This is a genomic window from Rhizobium sp. X9 (genome assembly GCF_018873185.1).
Classification (GTDB): domain Bacteria; phylum Pseudomonadota; class Alphaproteobacteria; order Rhizobiales; family Rhizobiaceae; genus Agrobacterium; species Agrobacterium oryzihabitans.
In genome coordinates, this window is record NZ_CP071312.1 from 1,311,612 (window position 1) to 1,336,600 (window position 24,989).

The 24,989-nt window shown below is 58.6% G+C and carries 19 protein-coding genes and 2 pseudogenes; 17 read left to right on the forward strand and 4 right to left on the reverse strand.

Going from position 1 to position 24,989, the window contains the following annotated elements; translation table 11 throughout:
• Positions 1–26: 26 nt before the first annotated feature.
• From JZY08_RS20935 to istB, 7 genes and pseudogenes are all read left to right on the forward strand, one after another.
• Positions 27–944, forward strand: coding sequence for an FAD:protein FMN transferase (locus JZY08_RS20935; RefSeq protein ID WP_216331583.1), 918 nt, complete (start codon positions 27–29; stop codon positions 942–944).
• Between the two features lie 3 nt (positions 945–947).
• Positions 948–1,109 carry a hypothetical protein gene (locus tag JZY08_RS20940; RefSeq protein ID WP_192800255.1) on the forward strand — a complete coding sequence of 54 codons (162 nt, stop codon included), beginning with the start codon at positions 948–950 and terminating at the stop codon, positions 1,107–1,109.
• Positions 1,106–1,501: a CBS domain-containing protein gene (locus JZY08_RS20945; RefSeq protein ID WP_112585295.1), complete on the forward strand. Its 396-nt coding sequence runs from the start codon at positions 1,106–1,108 to the stop codon at positions 1,499–1,501. Before JZY08_RS20940 ends, JZY08_RS20945 begins: the two co-directional genes overlap by 4 nt.
• Positions 1,502–1,535: 34 nt before the next feature.
• Positions 1,536–2,198 carry a nitroreductase family protein gene (locus tag JZY08_RS20950; protein ID WP_162707404.1) on the forward strand — a complete coding sequence of 221 codons (663 nt, stop codon included), beginning with the start codon at positions 1,536–1,538 and terminating at the stop codon, positions 2,196–2,198.
• A 70-nt stretch (positions 2,199–2,268) separates the two neighbouring features.
• Positions 2,269–3,237, forward strand: coding sequence for a calcium/sodium antiporter (locus JZY08_RS20955; protein ID WP_112585299.1), 969 nt, complete (start codon positions 2,269–2,271; stop codon positions 3,235–3,237).
• A 489-nt stretch (positions 3,238–3,726) separates the two neighbouring features.
• Positions 3,727–5,295 (forward strand): annotated as a pseudogene (istA, locus tag JZY08_RS20960) (IS21 family transposase).
• Complete coding sequence (gene istB / locus JZY08_RS20965) at positions 5,228–6,133, forward strand: IS21-like element helper ATPase IstB (RefSeq protein WP_253204077.1); 906 nt, start codon at positions 5,228–5,230, stop codon at positions 6,131–6,133. The pseudogene istA and the gene istB overlap by 68 nt, the downstream one beginning before the upstream one ends.
• 132 nt (positions 6,134–6,265) lie before the next feature.
• Here istB and JZY08_RS20970 read toward each other — a convergent pair whose 3' ends face one another.
• The 3 genes from JZY08_RS20970 to JZY08_RS20980 form a co-directional block, all read right to left on the reverse strand.
• Complete coding sequence (locus tag JZY08_RS20970; RefSeq protein WP_072495381.1) at positions 6,266–7,432, reverse strand: IS110 family transposase; 1,167 nt, start codon at positions 7,430–7,432, stop codon at positions 6,266–6,268.
• A 123-nt stretch (positions 7,433–7,555) separates the two neighbouring features.
• On the reverse strand, positions 7,556–8,950 hold the full coding sequence (gene fabF, locus JZY08_RS20975; RefSeq protein ID WP_253204078.1) for a beta-ketoacyl-ACP synthase II: 1,395 nt from the start codon (positions 8,948–8,950) through the stop codon (positions 7,556–7,558).
• Positions 8,951–9,116: 166 nt separating this feature from the next.
• A complete protein-coding gene (locus JZY08_RS20980) occupies positions 9,117–9,701 on the reverse strand; it encodes a TetR/AcrR family transcriptional regulator (protein WP_142913339.1) in 585 nt (194 codons plus the stop codon).
• Between the two features lie 98 nt (positions 9,702–9,799).
• On the opposite strand from JZY08_RS20980, the gene JZY08_RS20985 reads away from it, so the two are divergent.
• The 4 genes and pseudogenes from JZY08_RS20985 (at position 9,800) to JZY08_RS21000 (ending at position 15,768) form a co-directional block, all read left to right on the forward strand.
• Positions 9,800–10,909 carry an efflux RND transporter periplasmic adaptor subunit gene (locus tag JZY08_RS20985; protein ID WP_077984683.1) on the forward strand — a complete coding sequence of 370 codons (1,110 nt, stop codon included), beginning with the start codon at positions 9,800–9,802 and terminating at the stop codon, positions 10,907–10,909.
• Positions 10,909–14,022 (forward strand): efflux RND transporter permease subunit, encoded by a 3,114-nt coding sequence (locus JZY08_RS20990; RefSeq protein ID WP_216331584.1) that lies wholly within the window; start codon positions 10,909–10,911, stop codon positions 14,020–14,022. The genes JZY08_RS20985 and JZY08_RS20990 overlap by 1 nt, the downstream gene beginning before the upstream one ends.
• Before the next feature lie 143 nt (positions 14,023–14,165).
• Positions 14,166–14,753, forward strand: a pseudogene (locus JZY08_RS20995) (glutathione S-transferase family protein).
• A 202-nt stretch (positions 14,754–14,955) separates the two neighbouring features.
• A complete protein-coding gene (locus JZY08_RS21000) occupies positions 14,956–15,768 on the forward strand; it encodes an oxidoreductase (RefSeq protein WP_216331585.1) in 813 nt (270 codons plus the stop codon).
• Positions 15,769–16,029: 261 nt separating this feature from the next.
• Here JZY08_RS21000 and JZY08_RS21005 read toward each other — a convergent pair whose 3' ends face one another.
• Positions 16,030–17,064 carry a LacI family DNA-binding transcriptional regulator gene (locus JZY08_RS21005; protein ID WP_142913342.1) on the reverse strand — a complete coding sequence of 345 codons (1,035 nt, stop codon included), beginning with the start codon at positions 17,062–17,064 and terminating at the stop codon, positions 16,030–16,032.
• A gap of 162 nt (positions 17,065–17,226) precedes the next feature.
• Between JZY08_RS21005 and JZY08_RS21010 the strand changes: the two genes are divergently transcribed.
• From JZY08_RS21010 to JZY08_RS21035, 6 genes are all read left to right on the forward strand, one after another.
• Complete coding sequence (locus JZY08_RS21010) at positions 17,227–18,798, forward strand: sugar ABC transporter ATP-binding protein (RefSeq protein ID WP_216331586.1); 1,572 nt, start codon at positions 17,227–17,229, stop codon at positions 18,796–18,798.
• The gene (locus tag JZY08_RS21015) at positions 18,798–19,808 is read left to right on the forward strand and encodes an ABC transporter permease (protein WP_142913344.1); all 1,011 of its coding nucleotides are present in this window, start codon (positions 18,798–18,800) and stop codon (positions 19,806–19,808) included. The genes JZY08_RS21010 and JZY08_RS21015 overlap by 1 nt, the downstream gene beginning before the upstream one ends.
• 90 nt (positions 19,809–19,898) lie before the next feature.
• Positions 19,899–20,822 carry a sugar ABC transporter substrate-binding protein gene (locus JZY08_RS21020; RefSeq protein ID WP_142913345.1) on the forward strand — a complete coding sequence of 308 codons (924 nt, stop codon included), beginning with the start codon at positions 19,899–19,901 and terminating at the stop codon, positions 20,820–20,822.
• Positions 20,823–20,932: 110 nt separating this feature from the next.
• Positions 20,933–21,937, forward strand: coding sequence for a Gfo/Idh/MocA family protein (locus tag JZY08_RS21025; protein ID WP_216331587.1), 1,005 nt, complete (start codon positions 20,933–20,935; stop codon positions 21,935–21,937).
• Entirely contained in the window at positions 21,934–22,893 is a 960-nt protein-coding gene (locus JZY08_RS21030; protein WP_216331588.1) for a sugar phosphate isomerase/epimerase, read from the forward strand. The genes JZY08_RS21025 and JZY08_RS21030 overlap by 4 nt, the downstream gene beginning before the upstream one ends.
• Before the next feature lie 908 nt (positions 22,894–23,801).
• Positions 23,802–24,968, forward strand: coding sequence for an IS110 family transposase (locus JZY08_RS21035; protein ID WP_072495381.1), 1,167 nt, complete (start codon positions 23,802–23,804; stop codon positions 24,966–24,968).
• Positions 24,969–24,989 lie beyond the last annotated feature (21 nt).

Here is a 24,989-nt window from a genome sequence, read left to right on the forward strand (position 1 = left end):
TGGGTGGCCTGGCTGGACTGATGTCCATGGCGTCATTCGCGTGGGCCGATGCTGGCGATTTGGTGCGCATCTCCGGTCGCGCCTTCGGCACGAGATGGCAGGTCACCGTACCCGCTGACGCCGATGCCGGTGGGCTTGGTGCGGACCTGCGAAAAATACTGGCGGGGATCGATCAGTCGATGAGCCCGTTTCGCGCCGATTCTGAGCTTTCTCAATTCAACCATCGCTCGAGCACTGCACCGTTCGCAGTCTCCGTTCCATTTAGAACCGTCGCTGGCAAAGCCCTGGAGATCGCGCGGTTGACCGATGGCGCGTTCGATCCGGGCGTCGGGCCAGATGTCCATCGTTACGGTTTCGGGCCGATCGCATCGGGGCAATCCGGTCCTCATATCGCTTTTGCCCTCGGCGCCGAAGGCCTATCCAAGGCGGAGCCGGAACTGTCGCTCGATCTGTGCGGCATTGCCAAGGGCTACGCCGTGGACCGGCTTGCAGAACACCTGGCTGCGCAGGGCGTGCTTGGTTTCCTGATCGAGGTGGGAGGTGAAGTCTCTGCCCGCGGCCGGAGACCTGACGGCGCTCCCTGGCGCGTGGGCATTGCAGATCCGCTACGCACGGGCATCCATACGGCACTTCCCTTGACAGACATGGCGATGGCCACCTCGGGTGACGCCATCAACGCCTATGAGATTGCCGGCCGCCGCTACAGTCATACGATCGACCCCGCCACCCGCGAGCCGGTTCACAACAGCGTTGCCTCGGTTTCCGTCCTGGCCCCGACGGCGCTGGAGGCCGATGCATTTGCGACAGCGCTTCTGGTGATGGGGTCCGAACGCGGCCTTGCCTTCGCCACCGCCAATCGTCTGCCCGTGCTTTATCTGCTGCGAAACCCGGACGGCCTCGAAGTCAGAGCCAACAGGCTCTTCGTCGATCACGGGAGGGCATGAGACATGCAGACGGTTATCGCCGCCATTCTTCTGACCGGGGTCGCCATGCTGGCGCTGTCCGCCGGCCTTCTTGCCGGCCGCGCGCCACTGAAAGGATCGTGCGGTGGCGCGGCCTGCGGCGGCAAGTGCCAAGCGTGCGAAAGACCCGGAGGAATGAAACGATGAAGCTCGACACGGTTGCCGATCATATGCGCACCGACCTGATCACGCTGACTCCGGACATGGAAATCGTGCGCGCCGTCTCCGTCCTGATGCAGAACGAAGTGTCGGGCGCATGCGTGATCGACGACGCGGGCGATCTCGTCGGCGTCCTGTCGAAGCGCGATTGCCTGAAGGCCGCGCTCAACGCCTCCTATTACAAACAATGGGGCGGCAGCGTCGCCGACTATATGAGTACCGAGCTCGAAACGCTCGATGCGGGCATCGATATCGTCGAAGCCTGCGAGCGTTTCGTTGCAAGCTCGTTCAGACGGTTCCCCGTTGTTCGCCATGGCCGCCTTGTTGGCCAGATCAGCCGTACCGACGTCCTCAATGCCCTTTCGCGGCAATGGACATGAGCTGACACTCTTCACAAAAAGGAAAGGACAGATCATGACACAACAGCTTTCGAGAAGGCTTTTTCTCGCCGGAACCAGTGCCGCCGCATCCGCTGGCATCGTCGGTGCGGCCAACGCACAGACGCCCGCAGGCGGTGCCGCCAGTGTCTCGGTGCAGGAGGCTCTTAAGCAGCGCCGCTCGACAAAGCGCTTCGGGCGTGCCGACGTTCCCCGCGAAACAGTGCTGGAAGTCTTGTGGGCAGCCAATGGCGTGAACCGCCCGGACGAAGGCAAGACCACAGCACCCGCCTGGCACGGCTCGAAGGACGTCGACATCTATGTCGCCCTCGAGGATGGCGTCAGCCTCTACAATTCTGCTGCCAATACACTCGAAAAAGTGTCCGATGCGGATATCCGCGCCGATGTCAGCCCCACGGCGTTCGTGCGGCGTGCACCGGTCGTGCTGATCTATGTTTCGGACGGCGAGAAGCTGGCGGCCGCCGCCGGCGATATCGCGACGTCCGCGCCAGAAGAACTGGTCATCGCCGCACGCGTCAACTCGGCCATCATGGCGCAGAATGTCTATCTGTTCTGCGCCGCAGAAGGGCTCGGCACGTGCCTTTTGGGTACCGTGGACCGGACAGCCGTCAAAACGGCGTTGAAGTTCCCCGATCATCTTACCGTGACATATATCCAGCCTGTGGGTGAGATCGGCTGATCCGGGAGGTGGTCGCAGACCGGAACGTGAGCTCAGCTGCTCGTTCGGCGCTCGCGCCGGAGGGAATGCTGTGACGGTCGCAATTATCTGGTCGGTAGCTGGCCTGCTGGCTCTCGTCGGCGGAGCCGAAATGCTGGTGCGGGGCGGTTCGACGCTCGCGCGCCAGCTTGGCATTTCACCGCTGGTCATCGGACTTACAGTCGTCGCATTCGGAACGAGCACGCCGGAGCTTGCCGTTGGCATCGATGCCGCCCTGTCAGGAGAGGGAGGATTGGTGGTCGGCAACATCGCCGGCACGAACACCTTCAACCTGCTGTTTATCCTTGGCTTGTGCGCGCTCCTCAGACCCGTGGTCTTGGAGCCCGCCTCGCTCAGGTTTGAGCTTCCTGCAATGGTTGTCGCCGCAGCGGCCTTCTGGGCTTTAGCAGCAGACGGCTCCCTATCGCGGACCGAGGGCATCATGTTTCTGCTTGGCGGGGTCGGCTATACGATCCTGATCGTCCGGAGTGCGCGCAAGAGAATCTCCCAGGCCGAGAAAGAGTTGCCTGCCCTGCCTCGTAGGGTGCGGGAGGATCCGCACGCAGGATCGATCAGCGCAGTAGCCATGGTTGTCGGGATTGCGATAATCGTTGCAGGCGCCGACTGGCTCGTCTGGGGATCGACCGAACTCGCCCGCCGGCTGCAGGTCTCCGAGGCCCGCATCGGCCTGACCATCGTCGCTATCGGCACGTCGAGCCCCGAGCTCGTGACGACAATCGTCTCGACGATGCGCAACGAACGCGACATCGCCGTCGGTAACCTTCTCGGCAGCGGCTTCTATAACATCGCTGTTATCCTGGGCCTGACCATGTTGGTTCCAGGCAATCCGATGTCGGTGGAGGACAACCTGATCTCCGTCGACATCCCCGTCATGGCGGCGGCCACGCTGCTTTGTGTTCCGGCCTTTCTCAGCGGCAAGAGACTTTCCCGGGCCGAAGGCGCGGGCTTCGTCTGCTGCTACATCGGATATTTCGCTTACCTTATTCTCGCTCGGGGTTGATTTTGATGAGGCTGTATACGAATTTTGAGCGTAATCGACTCGTTTTGAGACGTATTGAATTGACCTTCGAAAACTGCGGACAAGGTAGCAACTACGCGTTGCGCGGGCAGATATTACAGGTCATGCGTCTGCTTCGAAGAGCAAGTTGTGATGTTTGCCCGTCCCCGCAACCATCTTTACTTGCTCGGGGCGCAAGTGAAGATTAGATCCTGCCCCCGCAACCAAAATTTACATGACTATCAAGACTTTAATCGGCCTCCTTCGGGAGGCCGAAGTCGTTTTTACCCCTAGCACAACGCTAGGGCAGATTCTGTGGTCGATGAATCGATTGTGAAGTGACAGGGCGAGCGGAAGCTGACTCAACATCCATTGCGTGTGATTAGGCATGGAATAAGGACCCCGCAAATGGGGTGATCGGCGTCCAAACGGGACCCCCATCTGCGATGGGGTTACAACAGCCTCCGGTTTCATCGGAGGCTTTTTGTTTGGATGCTTATTGTGGAAACAATTCTGAAGATACGGCGGCTAGCCCATGTTCAGGGCAAGTCGATCAAGGCGATCTGCCGGGAGTTGGGTATATCGCGGAAAGTGGTGCGGAAGGTTCTGCGCACCGATGAGACGGAGTTCAAATACGAACGGACCCGTCAACCTCAGCCGAAGCTCGGCCCCTGGCGCGATCAGCTCGATAGAATGCTGCTCGCCAATGAGGCCAAATCCTCTCGCGAACGGCTGACACTGATCCGGATATTCGAGGACTTGCGCGACCTCGGCTACGAGGGCGGTTACGACACAGTCCGGCGTTACGCCCGAACCTGGGCGAAGGAGCGCGGGTCCGTGACGGCGCAAGCCTATGTGCCGCTCTATTACGCGCCGGGCGAGGCCTACCAGTTCGACTGGAGCCACGAGATTGTCGTGCTGAACGGCGTGACGACGACGGTGAAGGTTGCGCATATCCGGCTCTGCCACAGCCGGATGATGTATGTGAGAGCCTATCCGCGCGAGACGCAAGAGATGGTCTTCGACGCCCATGACAGGGCGTTCGCTTTCTTCGGCGGGGCCTGCACGCGCGGCATCTATGATAATATGAAGACCGCGGTGGAGACGGTCTTCGTCGGCAAGGAACGGCAATACAATCGCCGCTTCCTACAGATGTGCAGCCATTACCTGATCGAACCGGTGGCCTGCACGCCGGCGTCGGGGTGGGAGAAAGGCCAGGTCGAGAACCAGGTCAATCTGGTGCGCGAACGCTTCTTCACGCCGCGACTGCGCTTCAAATCCTACGATGAACTGAATGGCTGGTTGCTGGACAAGTGCATCAGTTACGCCCGCGCTCATAAGCACGTCGATCAGACGGAGCGCACGATCTGGGAGGTGTTCGATGCGGAGCGGCCGCACCTGGTCGGCTATCCCGGCAAATTCGACGGCTTCCACGCAGTGCAGGCCTCGATCGGCAAGACCTGCCTCGTGCGTTTCGACAACAACAAATACTCGGTGCTGTCCACGGCAGTCGGTCGTCCGGCCGAGATACATGCCTATGCCGATCGCATCATCATCCGGCAGGATGGCGTGGAGATTGGCCAGCACGATCGCTGCTTCGGCCGTGGCGAGACGATCTATAATCCCTGGCATTACGTGCCGGTCCTGACCCGTAAGCCGGGAGCCCTGCGCAATGGTGCGCCTTTCCACGACTGGGTTTTGCCCGCCGCCATGGAGAAGGTGCGCCGCCGGCTGAAGGCCATGCATGACGGCGACCGGCAGATGGTGTCGATCCTCGAATGTGTGGGCCTGGACGGGCTCCCCGCCGTCGAAGCGGCCTGCCAGGAGGCGCTCGATCAGGGCGTGTTCTCGGCCGCTGTCATCATCAACATCCTGGCCCGCAAGCGTGACCCGCAGCCGGCCGCCATCCTTTCCATTCCCGATGCGCTTCGCCTGACCCACGAGCCTCTGGCCGATTGCGCCCGTTACGACAGCCTCAGGAGGGCAAGCTGATATGGAACGATCCCAAATCCTCGACATGATGGGCGCGCTGAAGCTGTTCGGCATGCGCAGCGCCTATGACGAGATCATGGCCTCCGGCATCAAGCGACAGCACGAACCGCCGCGCATCGTCGGTGACCTGCTTCAGTCGGAGATCGCCGAGAAGCAGGCACGTTCCATCAAATACCAGATCACCGTGGCCAAGCTGCCGCTGGCCAAGGACATCGACGACTTCGACTTCACCGACACGCCGGTCAACGAAGGGCTCGTGCGCCAGCTTGCGACAGGAGCCTTCCTCGCCGAGCAGCACAATATCGTTCTGGTCGGCGGAACCGGCACGGGGAAGTCCCACCTGTCCATCGCGCTCGCACGCGCCCTAATCCGCAACGGCGCACGCGGACGCTTCTTCAACGTCGTCGACCTCGTCAATCGGCTCGAAACGGAGGCACGCAGCGGAAAGCAGGGGCGGCTGGCCGACTTCATCACCAGACTCGACTTCGTCATCATGGACGAACTGGGCTATCTCCCATTTGCTCAGGCCGGCGGCCAGCTCCTCTTCCATCTCATCAGCAGGCTCTATGAGCGGACATCGATCATCGTCACGACGAACCTGGCCTTCGGCGAGTGGCCAGCCGTATTCGGCGATGCCAAAATGACCGCCGCTCTGCTCGACAGGCTCACCCACCATTGCGAGATCGTGGAAACCGGGAACGAATCCTGGCGCTTTAAAAACCGCTCTCAAAGCTCACATGAGGATTTCGTCGTCAAGATCAATCATCGTTTCATAGCGTGCCCCTTCGATTTCGTATCGAACCCATGGTCTGAGCCACCTTGCTTGACGCGGCACGTTTCCTTCACCGGTTCAAACTCACATACGGTCGCCGTTTTGTCCGGCAGCACCATTATCCCGCTTGCGTAGCGGCAAGGCTCAGGAGAACGGGACCAATCTAAAGCGCGGCATTTGAAGCCCGACTTCGAGGCGGTTCGCTCACCTGGATCCGCCAGGAGTGATCAGTCCTGGAAGATTGTGTGTTCGGCAATTTTTTGGTTGTCAGGCGGTCTTCATGACAGCCCCCTCGATGAGAACACCCGCAGTGACAAATTTCCACAGTGCGATAAGGAGTTTGCGCGCCAAGGCAACTATCGCGGCTTTCTTTAAGCGTCCACCATTCGACTGAACCCGATCCACAAACCAACGGCTGAGCGCTGATGCTGGCTGATTGCGTAGCCACAGCCACGATAGTTGGATCATCGTAGTGCGCAGCCGAGGGTTCCCTGCCTTTGAGACACCCTGCTCGTGGTCGATGGTCCCGCTCATCCATGGGGTTGGTGTCAAACCGGCATAGGCGGCAATCTGCCGCCTATTATCAAAATGCCGGGACAGGGCTTCGGTCCAAAGAACGGCGGCAAATTCAGCGCCAACACCCTTCAAGGACAGCAGCATCGCTGCGGGCGAGGTTGCCTCAACCGCTGGCTGGTCCTCCATCGATAGAAGAGAATTACGCTCGCTCTCCACTGCAGCGATCTGCTCTAGCAGCAACTCGAGACGGTCGAGTTCCCGATTGATTTGAGCCTTCAAGTGTTTCGGTAACTCACGCCCATCTCCAGTCTGAAGCTCCTCCAGCCGCTGACGGCGATCTTTACGGAGCGGCTGATAGCCGCTGACGCCTTGAGTAAAGAGTAGCCCCTTCACGCGATTGACATGCCTGACCCGCTCAGCAATCAAAACTTTGCGTTCCCGGCAAATCCGACGCCGATCTTCGTCACTCGGATCTGGCGCTCTGACCATCGCACATACGCGTGGCTCGCCGCGCTTGAACGCGAGCAATGTGCGCGTCAGAGCCTCTCCATCGATCTTGTCGGTCTTAGCACGCCGACGTCGACGGGAAGTCGCGATCGAAGCTGCGTCGACGACGTAACTCTCGATGCCGTGAGCCTCCAGCACGCGGTGTATCCAGAAGCCGTCCAATCCTGCCTCCTGGATCGTTACGATGGGAAATAATTTCCCTGTTCTCAATCGCGCCTTCTGCTGTAGCTGCTCAAATCGTTCCAGCAACTCGGCTACATTGCCACCGGCCACTACATGCTTCGACATCTTCTCGCCGCTGCCTGGCGACAACGAAGTGATCAACCAGGTCGATCGGCTCAGTTCCAATGACACAAAAATTGCGCCAAGATCGATGCGGACAGCGGTCGGTTGAATGGATGCAGGTTCCATAAACTGCTCCTCCTGAGCGAGTGTTTAGATGCAACCTCACTCTGCCAGAGCGGCGGCCGCTGTTCACTCCTCATGGGATCTAAAGCCGAAAAGACAAACAACCCGCGCCCGCAGGCCCCTGCGCTAAATGGAGAGCTCCGGGCCTACGCGCGCTGACCCGATGCAACCAGAGGCAGGGGTCCCTTTTGGGAGCCGATAAGGGGTCCCGTTACGACGCCGATTGACATCAGCCAATGGCGTTCGACTGCCTCTCTTCGGCCAGCGTCGAAACACTGCACTTGCATTGACCCCACCGAAGCCGAAGCCATTGGATATCGCATACTCAACATCGAGAGGTCGGGCATCGTTTGCGACAAAGTCGATGCCATTGGCCTCAAGGTCTGGTGAACTGAGATTCAAGGTCGGGGGCGCGATCTGGTGCTGGAGCGCCAGGATCGAAAAAATAGCCTCAAGGCCGCCGGCGGCCCCCAGCAGGTGCCCCGTCGCCGACTTCGTGCCGCTGACGGCGATCGACTTCTTTTGGCCGAACAGGCTCTTGATTGCTCTGAGCTCTCCGAGATCTCCAACCGGGGTCGAAGTCGCATGTGCGTTCAGATGGCCGATTTCGTGCGGGGCGATACCCGCCTGGGCGATGGCAATCTCCATCGCCCTGCGCGCGCCGCTTCCGTCCTCTGGGCCTGAGGTAATGTGGTGGGCGTCGGCTGTCGTGCCGTACCCGACGAGTTCGGCAATCGGCGTCGCACCACGAGCAAGGGCGTGGCTCAACGCTTCAATGACGAGGATGCCTGCGCCTTCACCCATCACGAAGCCGTCGCGGGCGGTGTCGAAAGGACGTGAGGCCTTGGCCGGGGTCTCGTTAAAGCCTGTCGATAGCGATCTTGCCGCTGCGAAACCACCAAGGCTGACAATGTTCATACAGGCCTCGGTTCCGCCACAAACCGCAATGTCGGCTTCATTGGACCTGATCAGTCGCGCTGCATCGCCAATCGCCTGAACGCCGGCGGCGCATGCCGTCACCGGCGCTCCCAGCGGGCCTCTGAAACCATGCCGGATAGAGACTTGTCCGGCAGCGAGATTCACGAGAAAGGATGGAATGGTGAAGGGCGAGAGGCGGCGGACGCCGCGTTGGTCGACGGTACGCACCGCCTCCGTTATCGCGGGAAAGCCACCGATGCCCGATGCGATGATTGTCGCCGTTCTCAGTTTTCCTTCTTCGGAAGCTGGCTTCCAGTTCGCCTGTGCGAGAGCCTCTTCCGCCGCCGCCAGCGCAAAGATGATGAAGCGGTCGACCTTACGTTGATCCTTCGAGGGCAGGGTCTTGTCAGGATCAAATCCTCCTTCAGGATCTTCAGCCAGGGAAGGGACCACGCCTCCGATTTTTGAAGGCAAATCCCCGACGATGTCGTCGCCCAGCCGTCGGATCCCGCTTTTGCCAGCAAGAAGCCGGGACCAGGAGATATCGACATTTGCACCAAGGGGGCTGACGGCTCCCATTCCCGTGACAACGACACGACGCATTTGCATTTCCACCTGTTAACGATCAAAATTTTGGCATGCCTTCGGCACCCGACCGAATGACCGGTCGTGAACTTGGGACATGCGGTTCGCGCTATTCTCTTCTGATAGCGTGGGGCTACGGCCGAGCTGTGACAGCTATCGGCGACGAATATCCAAAAACCATCCGTTAGCCGCCATCGCGGCCAGCAATGCGCCGGACCTCGCTCGCTGCCGCATCGAGTACACTCGTCGAAAGCGCTTCATCCCCAATGATCCTGGACAGCGTCACCGCACCGACCATCATGGACAATATTGCCATGGCCTTTTCGCTTCGAGCTTTATCGCCACCCTCTCCGATAAGCTCTTCAAGCACCTCGAAGTGTGCTCGGATACCGTCTTCAAACGGGCGCCGAACTTCGGCGGTTTGACGCGCAGCGTCGGAGCCGAGAGCAACGAGCGGGCATCCTTCTGCCTTCTCGCCACTATGGTCTTTGGAAAGGTAGAAGGTGATGATCGATTCCAGCGGATCCGACGTGTCTGCTGCGGCATCAGACCACCTTCTCGTGGCGCTCTCGAGAGCACGCCGTGATGCAAGCGCCGCAAGATCGTCCTTGGATGCGAACTGCTTGTAGAATCCACCCTGGGTGAGCCCCGCACCCTTCATCAGGTCTTTCAGGCCAATCCCGTCGAAACCATGCTCTCGAAACAAGCGGCTGGCGACGTTGATCACCCGTTCCCGGTTTTCCTCTGCCTGTAAACGGCTCACTCGCATGTGGACCTCCAATTAGATTTCATTTGACATCTATATGTCTTTTAGAGTTAGAGTGCAATCTAATATTTTCAGGATGGCCGTCAAGAAGGGGCGATGAAATGAAACGGAAACTTGTTGTCACTGCAGCAGCAGTGCTGGCGCTGGCCGCAGGCGGAGCCGCAGCGCTGCTGCTTCCGACGCAGGCACCCGAGGCAAAGGCTGCCGATCCCCGGACTTTGGCGCCACTGGTCAACCTCGCGACGGCCAGGCTTCCTGGCAATTCGAGCAGCAGCTTTACCGGAACCGTTGGTGCCCGGGTCCAGAGTAATCTCGGCTTTCGCGTTCCCGGAAAGATCGTTGAACGTTTTGTCGACGTCGGGGAGCAGGTAAGCGCTGGACAGCCATTGATGAGGCTTGACGAGACCGATCTTCGTCTTGCTCTGACCGCCAAGCGAAACGCTGTCATCGCAGCACAGGCGACATTTGTCCAAGCGAAAGCCGATGAGAAACGCTTTGCCGTGCTGGTGAAGACCTCTGCTGCCTCGACGCAGCAATATGAACGATCGAAGGCCCTGCTGGATACGGCGACGGCACAGTTGGCCGCCGCTCAGGCTGACGCCGATGTCGCGGAGAACGAAGCAAAATATGCGGTTCTCGTTGCCGATGCAGATGGAACCATTGTCGAGACGCTCGGTGAGCCGGGCCAGGTGGTAACCGCCGGGCAGCCGGTTGTCCGGCTCGCGAAGTCTGGTCCGCGCGAAGCCATTGTCTGGTTACCCGAAACCATGCGTCCTGACATTGGAGTTCAGGCTTCCGCATCGGTTTATGGCAGAAACAATGCCGAAAAGGCCAAGCTGCGCCAGATCTCCGATTCTGCCGATCAGCAGACCCGCACCTATGAAACGCGCTGGGTGCTTGAAGGGGCCGCGTCCAATGCTCCACTGGGGGCGACCGTCACCATCGAAATCGAGAACAGGGATGCGCAAAACCACGCCGAACTGCCGATAGGCGCCCTGTTGGATGACGGGACGCGCACTGGTGTCTGGGTGATCGATCAGCAATCGTCCGTCGTGAAGTTTCGTGATGTGAAAGTAGAGCGGGTAAGCGAAGAGAAAGTGGTCGTCACTAACGTCAAGCCGGGAGAGGAGGTCGTTGCGCTTGGCGCACATCTTCTGAAGGATGGAGCGCAAGTTCGCACCAGCGTTGGGACAAAAGAGGTGACAAACTGATGAACCTCAATCTGTCCGCCCTTGCGGTTCGCGAACGCGCCGTCACGCTGTTCTTCATCGTCCTTCTGTCGCTTGCCGGCGTCTATGCTTTCGTCAAGCTGGGACGCGCCGAAGACCCCTCCTTTACCATCAAGACATTGACTGTCACGACTGTCTGGCCGGGCGCAACCGCGCGCGAGATGCAGGATCTGGTTGCCGAGCCGCTGGAGAAGCGCATTCAGGAATTGGCCTGGTACGACCGGGTCGAGACAACGACGCGCCCCGGCTTTGCCTATCTTACCGTCACGCTCAAGGACAATACGCCGCCAAGCGCCGTCGCTGAAGAATTTTATCAGGCGCGCAAGAAGCTCGGCGATGAAGCCAGAAACCTGCCGCAGGGTGTTCTGGGACCATTCGTGAACGACGAATACTCCGACGTCAGCTTCGGCCTTTACGCTCTCAAGGCGCAGGGCATGCCGATGCGCGATCTCGTCCGGGAAGCGGAAAAGATCAGGCAGGACATGCTTCATGTTCCCGGCGTGAAGAAGATCAACATTCTCGGCGAACAGCCCGAGCAGATATTCGTAGACTTCTCCTATGAGAAACTCGCCACGCTCGGCATATCTCCTCAGGACATTGCCGCAGCCCTTCAACGGCGCAATACCGTTACGCCCGCTGGCTCGATCGATACGCAGGGTCCGCAGGTCTTCATTCGCCTCGACGGTGCCTATGACAGTGTTCAGTCTATCGCTGATACGCCCATCGTCGCTTCCGGCCGCGCGTTGAAGCTTTCCGACATTGCTGAGGTACGCCGGGGTTATCAGGAGCCGGCAGGCTATGTCATCCGTCATGACGGCGAGCCGGCCATCATGCTCGGCGTGGTCATGCAGGAGGGCTGGAATGGTCTGGAGCTTGGCAAGGCTCTTGAAGAGCGCTCGAGCCAGATCGCACAATCATTGCCCCTTGGCATAACGCTGACGAAGGTCAGCGATCAGGCCGTCAACATTGACGCGGCGGTGGGTGAATTCATGGTGAAGTTCGCCATGGCCCTCGGCGTCGTGCTCTTCGTCAGCCTCATTGCGCTCGGCTGGCGGGTGGGCATCGTGGTGGCTCTGGCCGTGCCTCTGACGCTTGCTGTCGTCTTCATCATCATGCTCGAGACAGGGCGCTTCTTCGACCGCATCACGCTCGGTGCATTGATCCTGGCACTTGGCCTGCTGGTCGACGACGCCATCATCGCCATCGAGGTGATGGTCGTGAAGATGGAAGAGGGTATGGATCGCATCAAGGCGGCTGCCTATGCCTGGAGCCACACTGCGGCACCGATGCTGTCGGGAACGCTTGTGACCATTATCGGCCTGATGCCGGTCGGTTTCGCCGCCTCTGCAGCGGGTGAATATGCGGGCAATATCTTCTGGATCGTCGGTTTCGCACTGATTGTTTCCTGGTTCGTGGCGGTGATCTTTACGCCCTATCTCGGCGTAAAGCTGTTGCCCGATATCAAGCCGGTGGCAGGCGGCCATCATGCGATTTACGATACGCCGAACTACAGACGCCTGCGCGGTGCGATTGAATTCACCGTCAAGCACAAGTTCCTGACCTGCGCCATTGTTGGCGTTGTCATGGCGCTTTCGGTCGTCGGGATGGGTGCGGTGAAGCAGCAGTTCTTCCCCACATCGGACCGTCCTGAGGTTCTTGTCGAAGTCCGCATGCCAGAAGGCACGAGCATCGAAACGACGACCGCCACGGTCAAGAAACTCGAGGCGTGGTTGAAGCAGCAACCCGAAGCGAAGATCGCCACCAGCTACATCGGCCAGGGCGCCCCCCGCTTCTTCTTCGCCATGTCGCCCGAACTGCCCGATCCTGCCTTCGCGAAGATCGTTGTGCTGACATCCGACGCCCATGAGCGTGAGGTGCTGAAACTGCGTCTTCGGGAAGCCGTTGCGCAAGGGCTGGCGCCCGAGGCATTCGTCCGCGTGACGCAACTCGTCTTTGGCCCCTACACGCCATTCCCCGTCGAGTTTCGGATCAAAGGACCGGATGCCGAAGAGCTGTACAAAATCTCCGAGCAGGCACTTGCTCTCATGAGCTCGGTACCTGATGTCAGAAATGCCAACCGTGACTGGGGTAATCGAACACCCGTTGTCCGGTTCGTTCCCGATCAGGATCGCCTGAACCTCATCGGCATGTCGTCCGCCGAGGCTGCCCAGCAGATACAGCTCCTGCTGAGTGGCGTTCCCGTCACGCAAGTCCGTGAGAACATCCGAAACGTTCCTGTCGTGGCGAGAAGTGCCGGCGAAATCCGCCTCGATCCTGCCAGACTCGGGGACTTCTCGCTCGTGACGAGAGACGGCCGTGCGATCCCCCTCGATCAGATCGGCCACACGGAGGTGCGCTTCGAAGAACCGATCCTCAAGCGCCGTGACAGAACGCCTGTGGTGACGGTCCGATCCGACATTAACGAGGCGACGCAACCGCCGGAGGTTTCGCAACAGGTGATGACCGCTCTTCAGCCACTCATTGCATCTCTGCCTGCTGGCTACACAATCGAGATGGGCGGCAATATCGAGGAGTCCCTCAAGGCGAATACCGCCCTGGTGAAGGTGTTCCCACTGATGATCGCAGCGACCCTGATCGTCATCATCCTTCAGGTGCGCAGCCTGTCGACGATGACGATGGTGATGCTGACAGCACCGCTCGGTCTTGCAGGCGTCGTGCCGACCCTGAGCCTGTTCAACCAGCCTTTCGGGTTTAACGCGATCCTGGGTCTTATCGGCCTGGCGGGCATCCTCATGCGCAACACGTTGATCCTCACCGAGCAGATCAAGGAAAACAAGGCCGCGGGTCTGGACGACTATCATGCCGTTATCGAAGCCACGGTGCAGCGAACGAGGCCCGTCATCCTGACGGCGCTTGCCGCGGTCCTAGCCTTCATTCCCCTGACGCATTCGGTTTTCTGGGGTTCGATGGCCTACACGCTTATCGGCGGAACGGCGGTGGGTACGCTCATCATCCTGCTCTTCCTGCCGGCGCTCTATGCTGCATGGTTCCGCATCAAGCCACCCAAGGCAGACATGGGTTCGACAGAGCACGGAAACTCGGAAACAGCGCAGCATTCGCTTGCTGCGGAATAGCCAACCCGTCCCTCCGCAGCAGATGATGCCGCGGAGTGATAATACTGCCTGGCGAGAGGTGGCGTGTGTTTTGCGTGCCCACTGGACCCTTTCGGAAACCATGCCCTCGTCCCGCTTCAATCCTGCCAATGAGGAGCCTTGACATGAACCCTGTCGTATCCATCTTCAAACATCCGCCGGACGGGGGTAGGGGATATCACCGGGATATGCGCGTCAGGTGGGCTCTCGAGGAAGTCGGCTAGCCTTACACTCTACGGTATCTGACTTTTTCCGAGATGCGCCGCCCCGAATATCTGGAAATACAGCCATTCGGCCAGATGCCGATCTACCAGGAGGGCGATCTCATTCTTTTCGAATCCGGTGCGATCGTGCTTCACATAGCACAGCGTTTCGCTGGCCTCCTTCCCGATGAAGCAAATGCGCGCTCGCGTTCCATCATGTGGATGTTTGCAGCGGTCAATACGATCGAGCCCTGTATCGCCTCTGGCAGCGTTGGTCATCTCAGTCAGCGGCTCCAGCAACTGGTCGATACGCTTGGAGGGAAGGAGTGGCTTGAGGGGGCTCAGTTCAGCGCCGGTGATCTCATGATGGTGAGCGTACTGCGGTCGCTCAAGCACTCTGATATTCTGCTGGATAGCCCTGGCTTGCAGGACTACGTCGAAAGAGGCGAGCAACGATCCGCGTTCCAGCGTGCGCTGGGCAATCCACCAGCGGACAGGCGAACGGCGTGAATTGACGGCATAAGCATCCGTCACACCTGTCACTCCCCAGGCGAGAATCCCGCATTAACTCGACCGATGTTTCCCGCTTCTGACCATGTGCCTCCTCAATTTCTGCAAGCGCGTTTTATTTCGCTTGCAATCTAACGGAGTTATAGATTACAAACGAAATCTAAATTGATTTCTAGTCCAACGCTAGTTTTGGAGAGCGTAGATGTCGACAGACAAGATTGTTGTGGTGACCGGAGCATCCTCCGGCATAGGGCAGGCGACCGTGAGGTTGCTGTCACAGAATGGGTTCAAGGTGTTTGCAGGATCGCGCAATCCGGACAAAAGTGGACCGGTTCACGGTGTCGAGTACGGGCGTCTCGATGTGGACAATGACGAGTCGGTGAGGCAATTCGTCGATTGGGTTCTGTCTCGTTCAGGCCGGATTGATGTCGTGGTGAACAATGCAGGCGTCTCTCTTGTCGGGCCGGTCGAAAGCACGTCGGACGATGAGGCGAAGGCCCTTTTTGAAACCAATCTCTTTGGCCCACTGCGCATGATACGAGCGGTATTGCCTGCGATGCGACAGCAGAATTCCGGTCTGATCGTCAATGTCAGTTCGGTTCTCGGCTTTCTCCCCGCACCTTATATGGGCCTTTATGCCAGCAGCAAGCATGCGTTGGAGGGACTGTCTGAAACGCTTGACCACGAAGTTCGGCAATTCAACATTCGCTCCGTCCTGGTCGAGCCAACGTTCACGAGGACAAGTCTCGATGTCAATGCGAAGCAGACGGAGACGCGTATCGATGACTACGCCACTCAATTAGCCAAATCCAATGAGGCCGTTTTTTCCGCCATTAGGACGGCAAGCAGTCCTCAGACTGTTGCTGCCGAAATCATGGCAGCAATCACAGGTCCTCACAAAATGCGCAGGCCGGTTGGAAAACAGGCTACGCTTCTGAGCCGCCTGAAACGGTTTATTCCAGCCAAGGCATTGGATGGCGGCATCAGGAAAACGTTTGGGCTCTCCCGGCTGTAGGCATTCGCGGAGCTTGCGCACCACAAGCAGAAAGTAGGGCGTCGGCATTCGGAAACTTTACGGCTTGTCTCGGACACATTTGCTTACCTTCAGCTCCGAGGGCGGAGAGTCGATGACTGTGCGCCTGAAGGGCAAGACACCGATCGGCCCGAAGGGCCCGGATTACCGCTTGGTGGTCACGCGCTTGCATAAAAGTGTCCGACGCAACCCGCGGATTGCGTCGCGGACGGATCACCGCCGGCGCTAGCAATCAATGTTGCACTAGATGTTTGTCGCTGAATAAAACTCAAAGGGGAGAATGTGCTGAGAAAGAGTAGTTGGTCTATCAGCGTCAAGCGCTTCTGCCATGGCTCGGACCAGAGTCTCCGCCAGTAGCCTTGCAGGATGGGATAGGACCACCTTGATCAACCCCTCCGCAAGACCTGCCCTCGTTTCATTCGTCAGCTCGTGAGCAATGACGACAGGGCGTTGTGCCACAGGCCCGCCATTCTCGCGAAGGGCTTGCATTACGCCGGTGATGCCGCCGCCGGCAACGTAAAGTCCGACCAAATCCTGTTCGGTTTGGAGAAGACGGCAAGTGGCTTCATATGCGATCTCGGGTTCCTCAAGAGTGGCGACCGTTTCCAGCATTTGAAAGCCGGGCGCGCTTTCTCGAAAATACGACCGGAATCCCATTTCGTTGAGCTCCTGGGCCAGATACCGATGGCTGCCAACGAAGACAGCGACCTTGCCGCCGTTGGCATTGAGTCCCGCTATGAACCAAGCGGCGGTCCGACCCTTCTTGACGCAGTCGTTGCCGACATAAGCCGCGCGTGCGGCAGTTGAGAGGTCAGAGATCATCGTCACGACGGGAATGCCTTCGGCGGCAAGACCGTCTACGGCGTGGTTCACCTGCGGATGATCTGACGTAATTATCCCAATCACGTCCGCCTCCCGGCTGAGGGAGTAGATTGCCTCTGCAGCTTTGTCTGGTGCGAGATCGTTCATAAACCTCACGATCGGTCGCCCATGCGCATCCGGAAAAGCTTCTACGGCCGCCGTCAGCAGTTCGCCCCACATCTGGTAAAGCTTTCGATGCGACTGCTTGAGAAGGAAGCCGAACTTGATAACTGGCTTGTCGTGTTCCAGCCGCCGCTCAATCGCCGTGACTCCGTGATAGCCTATCTCCCGGGCGGCATTGAGAACCCGTTCGGCGGTCTGTGCGCGGACTGGGTCGCGGCCATTCAAAACGCGATCGACCGTTGAAATACTCACGCGGGCAGCTTTGGCAAGATCTGGGATAGTCGGTCGGGACATCGAAGCCTCTCATAAAATGAAGTCAATTATGAGAGTATTTGAGAGTAAAATCCATCCCTAAGTTGACAATCAGGTCGGTTTTAGTGATTTGTTCCTCATGAAATACCGCCGTTAAGGCAGAGAGGACTTGGGAGAGTCCTTTCATTTGGAGGAAAATCTTTCATGTCCGCGACCTTGAAGGTGGCGCCGCTATCGGGCGGCGGCGGCGCTCGCGCGCCTATAAATGACGAAAACGACTTTGTCCTTGAGATGCGGTCAATCACCAAGGCCTTCCCCGGTGTGCTCGCGCTTGACGAGATGAACCTCCAGGTCCGTGCCGGTACCGTGCACGTGCTCGTTGGCGAGAACGGCGCGGGCAAGTCAACCCTTATGAAGATTCTGAGCGGTATGTACGCGATCGATGGCGGCGAGATCTATTTTCGGGGCGAAAAGCTCGATCATCAGAATGCTGCAGCGGCACTCGATCGCGGCATTTCCATGATTCATCAGGAGCTTAGCCCGGTGCTCGATATGACGATCGCCGAAAACATCTTTCTCGGTCGCGAACCTGTCCGCGCCGAAACCGGGCTTCTGTCCAAGTTCGTTGACTTCGACAGGATGAACAACGAAACAAAGGTCCTGCTCGCCCGCGTAGGCCTGCGCTACAGCCCCGACACGAAAATGCGCGAACTGTCGATCGCGACCATGCAGCTCGTCGAGATCGTCAAGGCAATCTCGCGCGAAGCCTCTCTTGTCATCATGGACGAGCCGACATCAGCAATCAGCGACACCGAAGTCGCGATGCTCTTCCGGCAGATCGCCGAGCTGAAAGCCGCTGGTGTCGCCATCATTTATATCACGCACAAGATGGATGAGATCTTCCAGATAGCCGACGACATTACCGTCATGCGCGACGGTCAATATATCGCTGCGGGACCGGCTAGTGACTACAATACAGGCACGCTTATCTCTAAGATGGTCGGGCGGACGATTTCCGAGGTATTTCCCAAAGAAGAAGTGCCGATCGGTGAGGTCGTCCTGTCGGTCGAAAACCTGACCCGCCACGGCGTCTTCGAAAACGTGAGCTTCAGTGTTCGTGCTGGCGAGATTGTAGGCTTATCGGGTCTCATAGGTGCCGGCCGAACCGAGGTCGCGCGCGTGATTTTTGGACTTGATGGCGCCGACGCCGGAGTGGTCCGACTGAACGGCGCTGCTTTGAAGCTTGGCTCGCCGAGGGACGCGATCGCCAGCGGCATTGCCATGGTGTCCGAGGATCGCAAGTCGGAGGGCCTGGTTCTGTGCCGGTCCGTGGGCGAAAACATCTCTTTGGCAAACCTCAAGAAGTTCACCTCGCGGCTGTTCATCAGCGAACGGCAGGAGGAAAGCGCTGCGCAGCACATGATCAAGATGCTGCAGATCAAAACGCCCAACACAGCGATGACTGTGGAGAACTTGAGCGGCGGCAACCAGCAAAAGATCGTTCTTGCGAAATGGCTGCTGGGCGATCTGAAGCTTCTCATTCTCGATGAGCCTACGCGCGGGATCGACGTGGGATCCAAATCGGAAATTCACAAGCTCATGACCGAATTCGCCTGCCAAGGGCTCGCGATCATCATGATCTCATCCGAGCTGCCCGAAATTCTCGGGATGAGCGACCGCGTGGTGGTGATGAGCGGAGGCCGGGTGACCGGTGAACTTACAAGGAGCGAGGCGACGCAGGAAAGCATCATGCGCCTCGCCACGGGAGGACATTGATGAGTATAGATCCAGTAGCAGGAGCAGAAAAGCGGGAGGGACGGGTGTTGCGGGGTCTACGGGAGATGAGCTTCTCCCAGATCTATCGCAAGTACGGCACCGTCCTGATCTTCGTCGGCATCTGCATCCTGGCCTCGATGTTGAGCCCGACGTTTTTGACGGAAGCAAATCTCACTAACGTCCTGAGACAGGTGGTTGTTGTCAGTCTTTTGGCCTGTGGCATCACCTTCGTCATCATCCTGGGGCATATCGACGTTTCCCTCGGTTCGGTTCTTGCTCTTTGCGGGGTAATCGCGGCAAGCGTGATGTCGATGACCGGCAGCATCGTACTTGCGGTCGCAGCCGGTCTTGTCGTGGGTGTCATAACTGGCACGATCAACGGCTTCGTAATCACGTTCTTCCGAATCCCCTCGTTCATTATGACGCTTGCCATGACGACGGTCGCACGCGGAACCGTTCTGCTCTATACGGGCGGATCGCCCGTAACTGGCCTCGGTGACTTCAAGGTCATAGGACAGGGTTCACTAGGCCCAGTCCCCATCTCCGTGCTCATTCTGGCGGTAGTGGTCGTCCTGTCGTGGCTTCTGCTCAACAAAACCAAGTTCGGTCGATACGTCTATGCCGTCGGCGGGAATCAGCGTGCCGCACTTGCCTCCGGAATCAACCCCGACAGCATCGTCATCAAGGCGTTCATTTTCAATGGCGTCCTCTGTGCCGTTGCCGGCATTGTTCTGATGTCGCGTATCAATTCCGGCCAGCCCGCAGGCGGCGTTGGCTACGAGTTTGACGCGATCACGGCCGTGGTTGTCGGTGGCACCAGTCTGATGGGGGGGACCGGAACCATCACCGGTACGATCATTGGCTCCATGATCATCGGCGTTATCAACAACATCCTCAATCTCATGAATGTCAGCTCCTACTGGCAGCAGATCATCAAGGGTCTGATCATTGCGATCGCGGTGATCCTTGATGTTTGGACGAAATCAGCCCGCGGCAAGAAGAAGGCATAAACCCGTTCCAGGGACCTTCTGTCCCGGAAATAACTCTGTGTCGGCGGGATTTCCGCCCCTGCACCAACACACACCCTTTGGGAGGAAACCATGAAAGTTATCGCAAAATTTGCTTTCGCCTGCGCAGTCTCTCTGGCCGCGCTTTCTGCAACCGCCGCAACAGCAGCCGACAAGTTCGTCGTCGGTTATGCTAACATGGCCGACACCGACGTGTTCGTCATGGCACGTAAGAATGCCTTCATCGAGGCTGCCAAATCTGACCCGGCAGTGACGGTCAATTTCTCTGACGCGAATAACGATGTCAGCAAGCAACTCGACCAGATCGATAACTTCATCGCGCAGAAGGTAAATGCCATCGTTGTCGTGCCGGTCGACTATCAGGGCATTGTGCCTGGAGTTGAAAAGGCCAATGAGGCGGGCATTCCCGTGATCGCTCTCGGGATCCAGTCTGCTGGCGGCAAATATACATTTGTGGGCTCAAAGAACATCGATGCCGGCCGCCTTCAGGGCGAATACATGAAGGCGAATCTGCCGAAAGATGCGAAGATCCTCTATCTCGAAGGCACGCCGGGTCTCTCCCACACGCAGGAGCGGAAGAAGGGGTTTGAGGATGCGCTCGGCCGATCGGATGTTACGACGCTCGCAAGTCTATCGGGCAACTATGATCGCGCCGAGGGCATGAAGGTCACGGAAGACTGGATCCAGAGCTTCCCGAACTTCGATGCCATCGTTGCTGCCAACGATCAGATGGCGCTTGGTGCTCTCGAAGCCCTGCAGGGAGCCAATCGCCTTAAGGGCGTACTGATCTCGGGCGTCGACGGCACGGCCGACGCGCTCAACGCCATCAAGGCCGGCACGATGTCCCAGACGATCTTCCAGGATGCAGCAGGGCAGGCCAAGGCTGCCTTTGAGGTTGTTGAAGGCCTGAAGAAGGGCGAACAGGCGCCGGCGGAAAAGCTGGTTCCGTTTGCCTCGATCACCAAGCAAAACGTCGATCAGTACGCAAAGAAATAACCCTCCCAAGGGAAGCGTGTCGGGAAACGAGGCCCGGCACGCAACGACACAGGCCGGTGCTCTGCTGGCGCCGGCCATCCCTTTCATCAGTTACAGGAAGATCATAGGAAATGGGTACCAGGATCGCAATCATCGGGGCGGGACTGATGGGGGCAGACCATGCAAAGATCGTGGCGGAAGATCTGCCGGGCGCAACGCTACAGGTCGTGTGCGACATGGACGCTGATCGGGCGAGAAAAGTCGCTGACCGCTACGGCGCTCGGGATGTGGACGTGAATCCGGATGGTATCGCGGCACGACCGGACGTCGATGCGATCATCATTGCGAGCCCGGACTTTACGCACGCGACCCTTTCGTTGTCCTGCATCAAGGCGGGCAAGCGGGTCCTTTGTGAAAAGCCCCTTTCGCAATCGTCATCGGAGTGCCTCGATATCCTCAAGGCGGAGGAGCAGGCTGGTGAGCGCTTCATCATGCTTGGCTTCATGCGCCGCTTCGATCAGTCGTACGTCGAGATGAAGCGAGCCGTGCAGGATGGCGCGATCGGCCGAGCCCTCATGATGCACAACTTCCACCGCAACGTGGCGACCCCGGCTGCCGACTTTACCGGTGCGATGGCTATTACCAATTCGGCACCCCATGAATTCGACGTGGTGCGCCATGTCCTTGGCACCGAATACATTTCGATTTCTGCGTTCCAGCCAAAGCGCTCCGACACCCTCGTCGCGCCCGTTCATATGGTGCTTGAGACGGCGGACGGTCAGCTTGTCAACATCGAGATCAACAACAACGCAGCCTATGGCTACGATGTTCGTGCCGAACTGGTGGGCGAAAAGGCGACTATAGCGATGAATCCGGTGAACTACACGCGGGTCGACCGTAATCTGGGACAGAGCACGAGCTACGAGGCCGACTGGCGTGGCCGCTACCATGAGGCCTACCGGCGTCAGAACAGGGCATTCCTGCGCTTCGCGGAGAGCGGCTTGTTCCCAGAGACGGCGTCCAGCAGTTGGGACGGGTACTGCGCTGCCGTCGTCGCCGAGGCGGGAGTGCAAGCGCTGAACAAGGGACACAAGATGCCCGTGGAGATGATCATGAAGCCGGAGTTCTACGCATGAAGCTGGGTTTTGTTTCAGACAGTCTGGGTGGTCTGCCGTTCGACGAGATGCTCGACCATGCCCGCCGGCTCGGGGTTTCCGGGGTGGAAATCAACACCTGCGGCTGGTCCACCGCTCCGCACTTTGACCTGCCGGGGATATTGAAGGACGGTAACGTGCGGAAGGGCTTCCTCGCGTCCTTCGCAGACCGTGGACTGGAGGTCATCAGCCTCAACGCCAACGGAAACCCGCTGCATCCGACTGACCCTGCGCAAGGGCAGGGCCTTGAGGATACGATCCGAGCGGCCGGCGAGCTCGGGGTTAGTACTGTCTGCTCCATGTCGGGCCTCCCCGCCGGAAACGCAACGGACACCATGCCGAACTGGGTGGTTTCCTCCTGGCCTCCCGAAACGCAGGCCATACTCCGGTATCAATGGGAGGAGAAACTTATCCCGTACTGGACGAGGATCGCTGCGCTGGCAAAGGAACACGGGGTCGAACGCATCGCGCTGGAACTTCATGGCAACCAATGCGTCTACAACGTTCCGTCCCTGCTCAGACTGCGGGAGGCGGTGGGCCCGGTCATCGGTGCAAACCTGGACCCCTCCCATCTTTTCTGGATGGGCGCCGATCCTCTTGTGGCGGCGGAAGCGCTCGGCGAGGCCGTCTATCACGTCCATGCCAAGGACACATTCCTGAACTCTCCGAAACAGGCCGTGGGCAGCCTCCTAGAGAACGGGAGCCTGATGGACATTCCCGCCAGGAGCTGGTCCTATATCACGCTCGGTTTCGGCCACGGAGAGGAATGGTGGCGGCAGTTCTGCTACAGGCTGAAGATGGCAGGCTACGACGGCTGGCTTTCCATCGAGCATGAAGACGTCCTTCTGAACAGCCTGGAAGGTCTGGAGAAGTCTGTGGCGCTGCTCCAAGCCGTCATGCCAGTCGCCAAGAGCGACTTCAAACCGCAGGCGATCTAGGAGCCGCCAAACGGACCCCTGCTCAAGATCAATTCGCTGCCGGCGGCATGCTTCCGGCAGAAAGTCGTCTGCGCCGAGGCGGGCGCGGTTCAACACGTATCAGAGACGCGAACATGCAGAAAACGCTCGACGTCATCACCATCGGCCGTGCCGGAGTAGACCTTTACGGCGCTCAGGTCGGCGGCCCACGTAATCCTTCATTTCAGTGATGATCCAGTTGCTCGCCCGTTAACAGCGAAAGGATAGACTTAGTATAGGGGAAATCCCGTGCGCGGGTAAACTTGCACCAAATCGGTAAATGTTATGGGACAACAAAGCGGCTGCTCTTCGCATGTGCGAACCGAAAGCGGACCGCCATCTTGCGGCCCTAAATCGCTCAGTTCATCACTTGAGGTGGATGTCCGAATTGGGGCACAATGGACCAAGTGGAAACGATTTCCGCAGATGTGCTTATTAACTAGCTGAATTTGCAAGTCTCTATAGAATCAGGCCCCCGCAACCATTTCCTACGCTACACTATCCAACAATACCCCAAAGCCACGATCCAGCACGCTGAATAGCTACGATCGTCGACCCTAAATCCCCGACATAAAACGCAAATCCCGAAATCGACAGGTGCAAAGCGGGTTGCACGTTTGCGCGGATCTTGTGGCGTGCCCGAGGGATATATGATGTGGCGGCATGTCAATCGGCGTCGTAACGGGACCCCTTATCGGCTCCCAAAAGGGACCCCTGCCTCTAGTTGCATCGGGTCAGCGCGCGTAGGCCCGGGGCTCTCCATTTAGCGCAAGGGCCTGCGGGCGCGGGTTGTTTGTCTTTTCGGCTTTAGATCCCATGAGGAGTGAACAGCGGCCGCCGCTCTGGCAGAGTGAGGTTGCATCTAAACACTCGCTCAGGAGGAGCAGTTTATGGAACCTGCATCCATTCAACCGACCGCTGTCCGCATCGATCTTGGCGCAATTTTTGTGTCATTGGAACTGAGCCGATCGACCTGGTTGATCACTTCGTTGTCGCCAGGCAGCGGCGAGAAGATGTCGAAGCATGTAGTGGCCGGTGGCAATGTAGCCGAGTTGCTGGAACGATTTGAGCAGCTACAGCAGAAGGCGCGATTGAGAACAGGGAAATTATTTCCCATCGTAACGATCCAGGAGGCAGGATTGGACGGCTTCTGGATACACCGCGTGCTGGAGGCTCACGGCATCGAGAGTTACGTCGTCGACGCAGCTTCGATCGCGACTTCCCGTCGACGTCGGCGTGCTAAGACCGACAAGATCGATGGAGAGGCTCTGACGCGCACATTGCTCGCGTTCAAGCGCGGCGAGCCACGCGTATGTGCGATGGTCAGAGCGCCAGATCCGAGTGACGAAGATCGGCGTCGGATTTGCCGGGAACGCAAAGTTTTGATTGCTGAGCGGGTCAGGCATGTCAATCGCGTGAAGGGGCTACTCTTTACTCAAGGCGTCAGCGGCTATCAGCCGCTCCGTAAAGATCGCCGTCAGCGGCTGGAGGAGCTTCAGACTGGAGATGGGCGTGAGTTACCGAAACACTTGAAGGCTCAAATCAATCGGGAACTCGACCGTCTCGAGTTGCTGCTAGAGCAGATCGCTGCAGTGGAGAGCGAGCGTAATTCTCTTCTATCGATGGAGGACCAGCCAGCGGTTGAGGCAACCTCGCCCGCAGCGATGCTGCTGTCCTTGAAGGGTGTTGGCGCTGAATTTGCCGCCGTTCTTTGGACCGAAGCCCTGTCCCGGCATTTTGATAATAGGCGGCAGATTGCCGCCTATGCCGGTTTGACACCAACCCCATGGATGAGCGGGACCATCGACCACGAGCAGGGTGTCTCAAAGGCAGGGAACCCTCGGCTGCGCACTACGATGATCCAACTATCGTGGCTGTGGCTACGCAATCAGCCAGCATCAGCGCTCAGCCGTTGGTTTGTGGATCGGGTTCAGTCGAATGGTGGACGCTTAAAGAAAGCCGCGATAGTTGCCTTGGCGCGCAAACTCCTTATCGCACTGTGGAAATTTGTCACTGCGGGTGTTCTCATCGAGGGGGCTGTCATGAAGACCGCCTGACAACCAAAAAATTGCCGAACA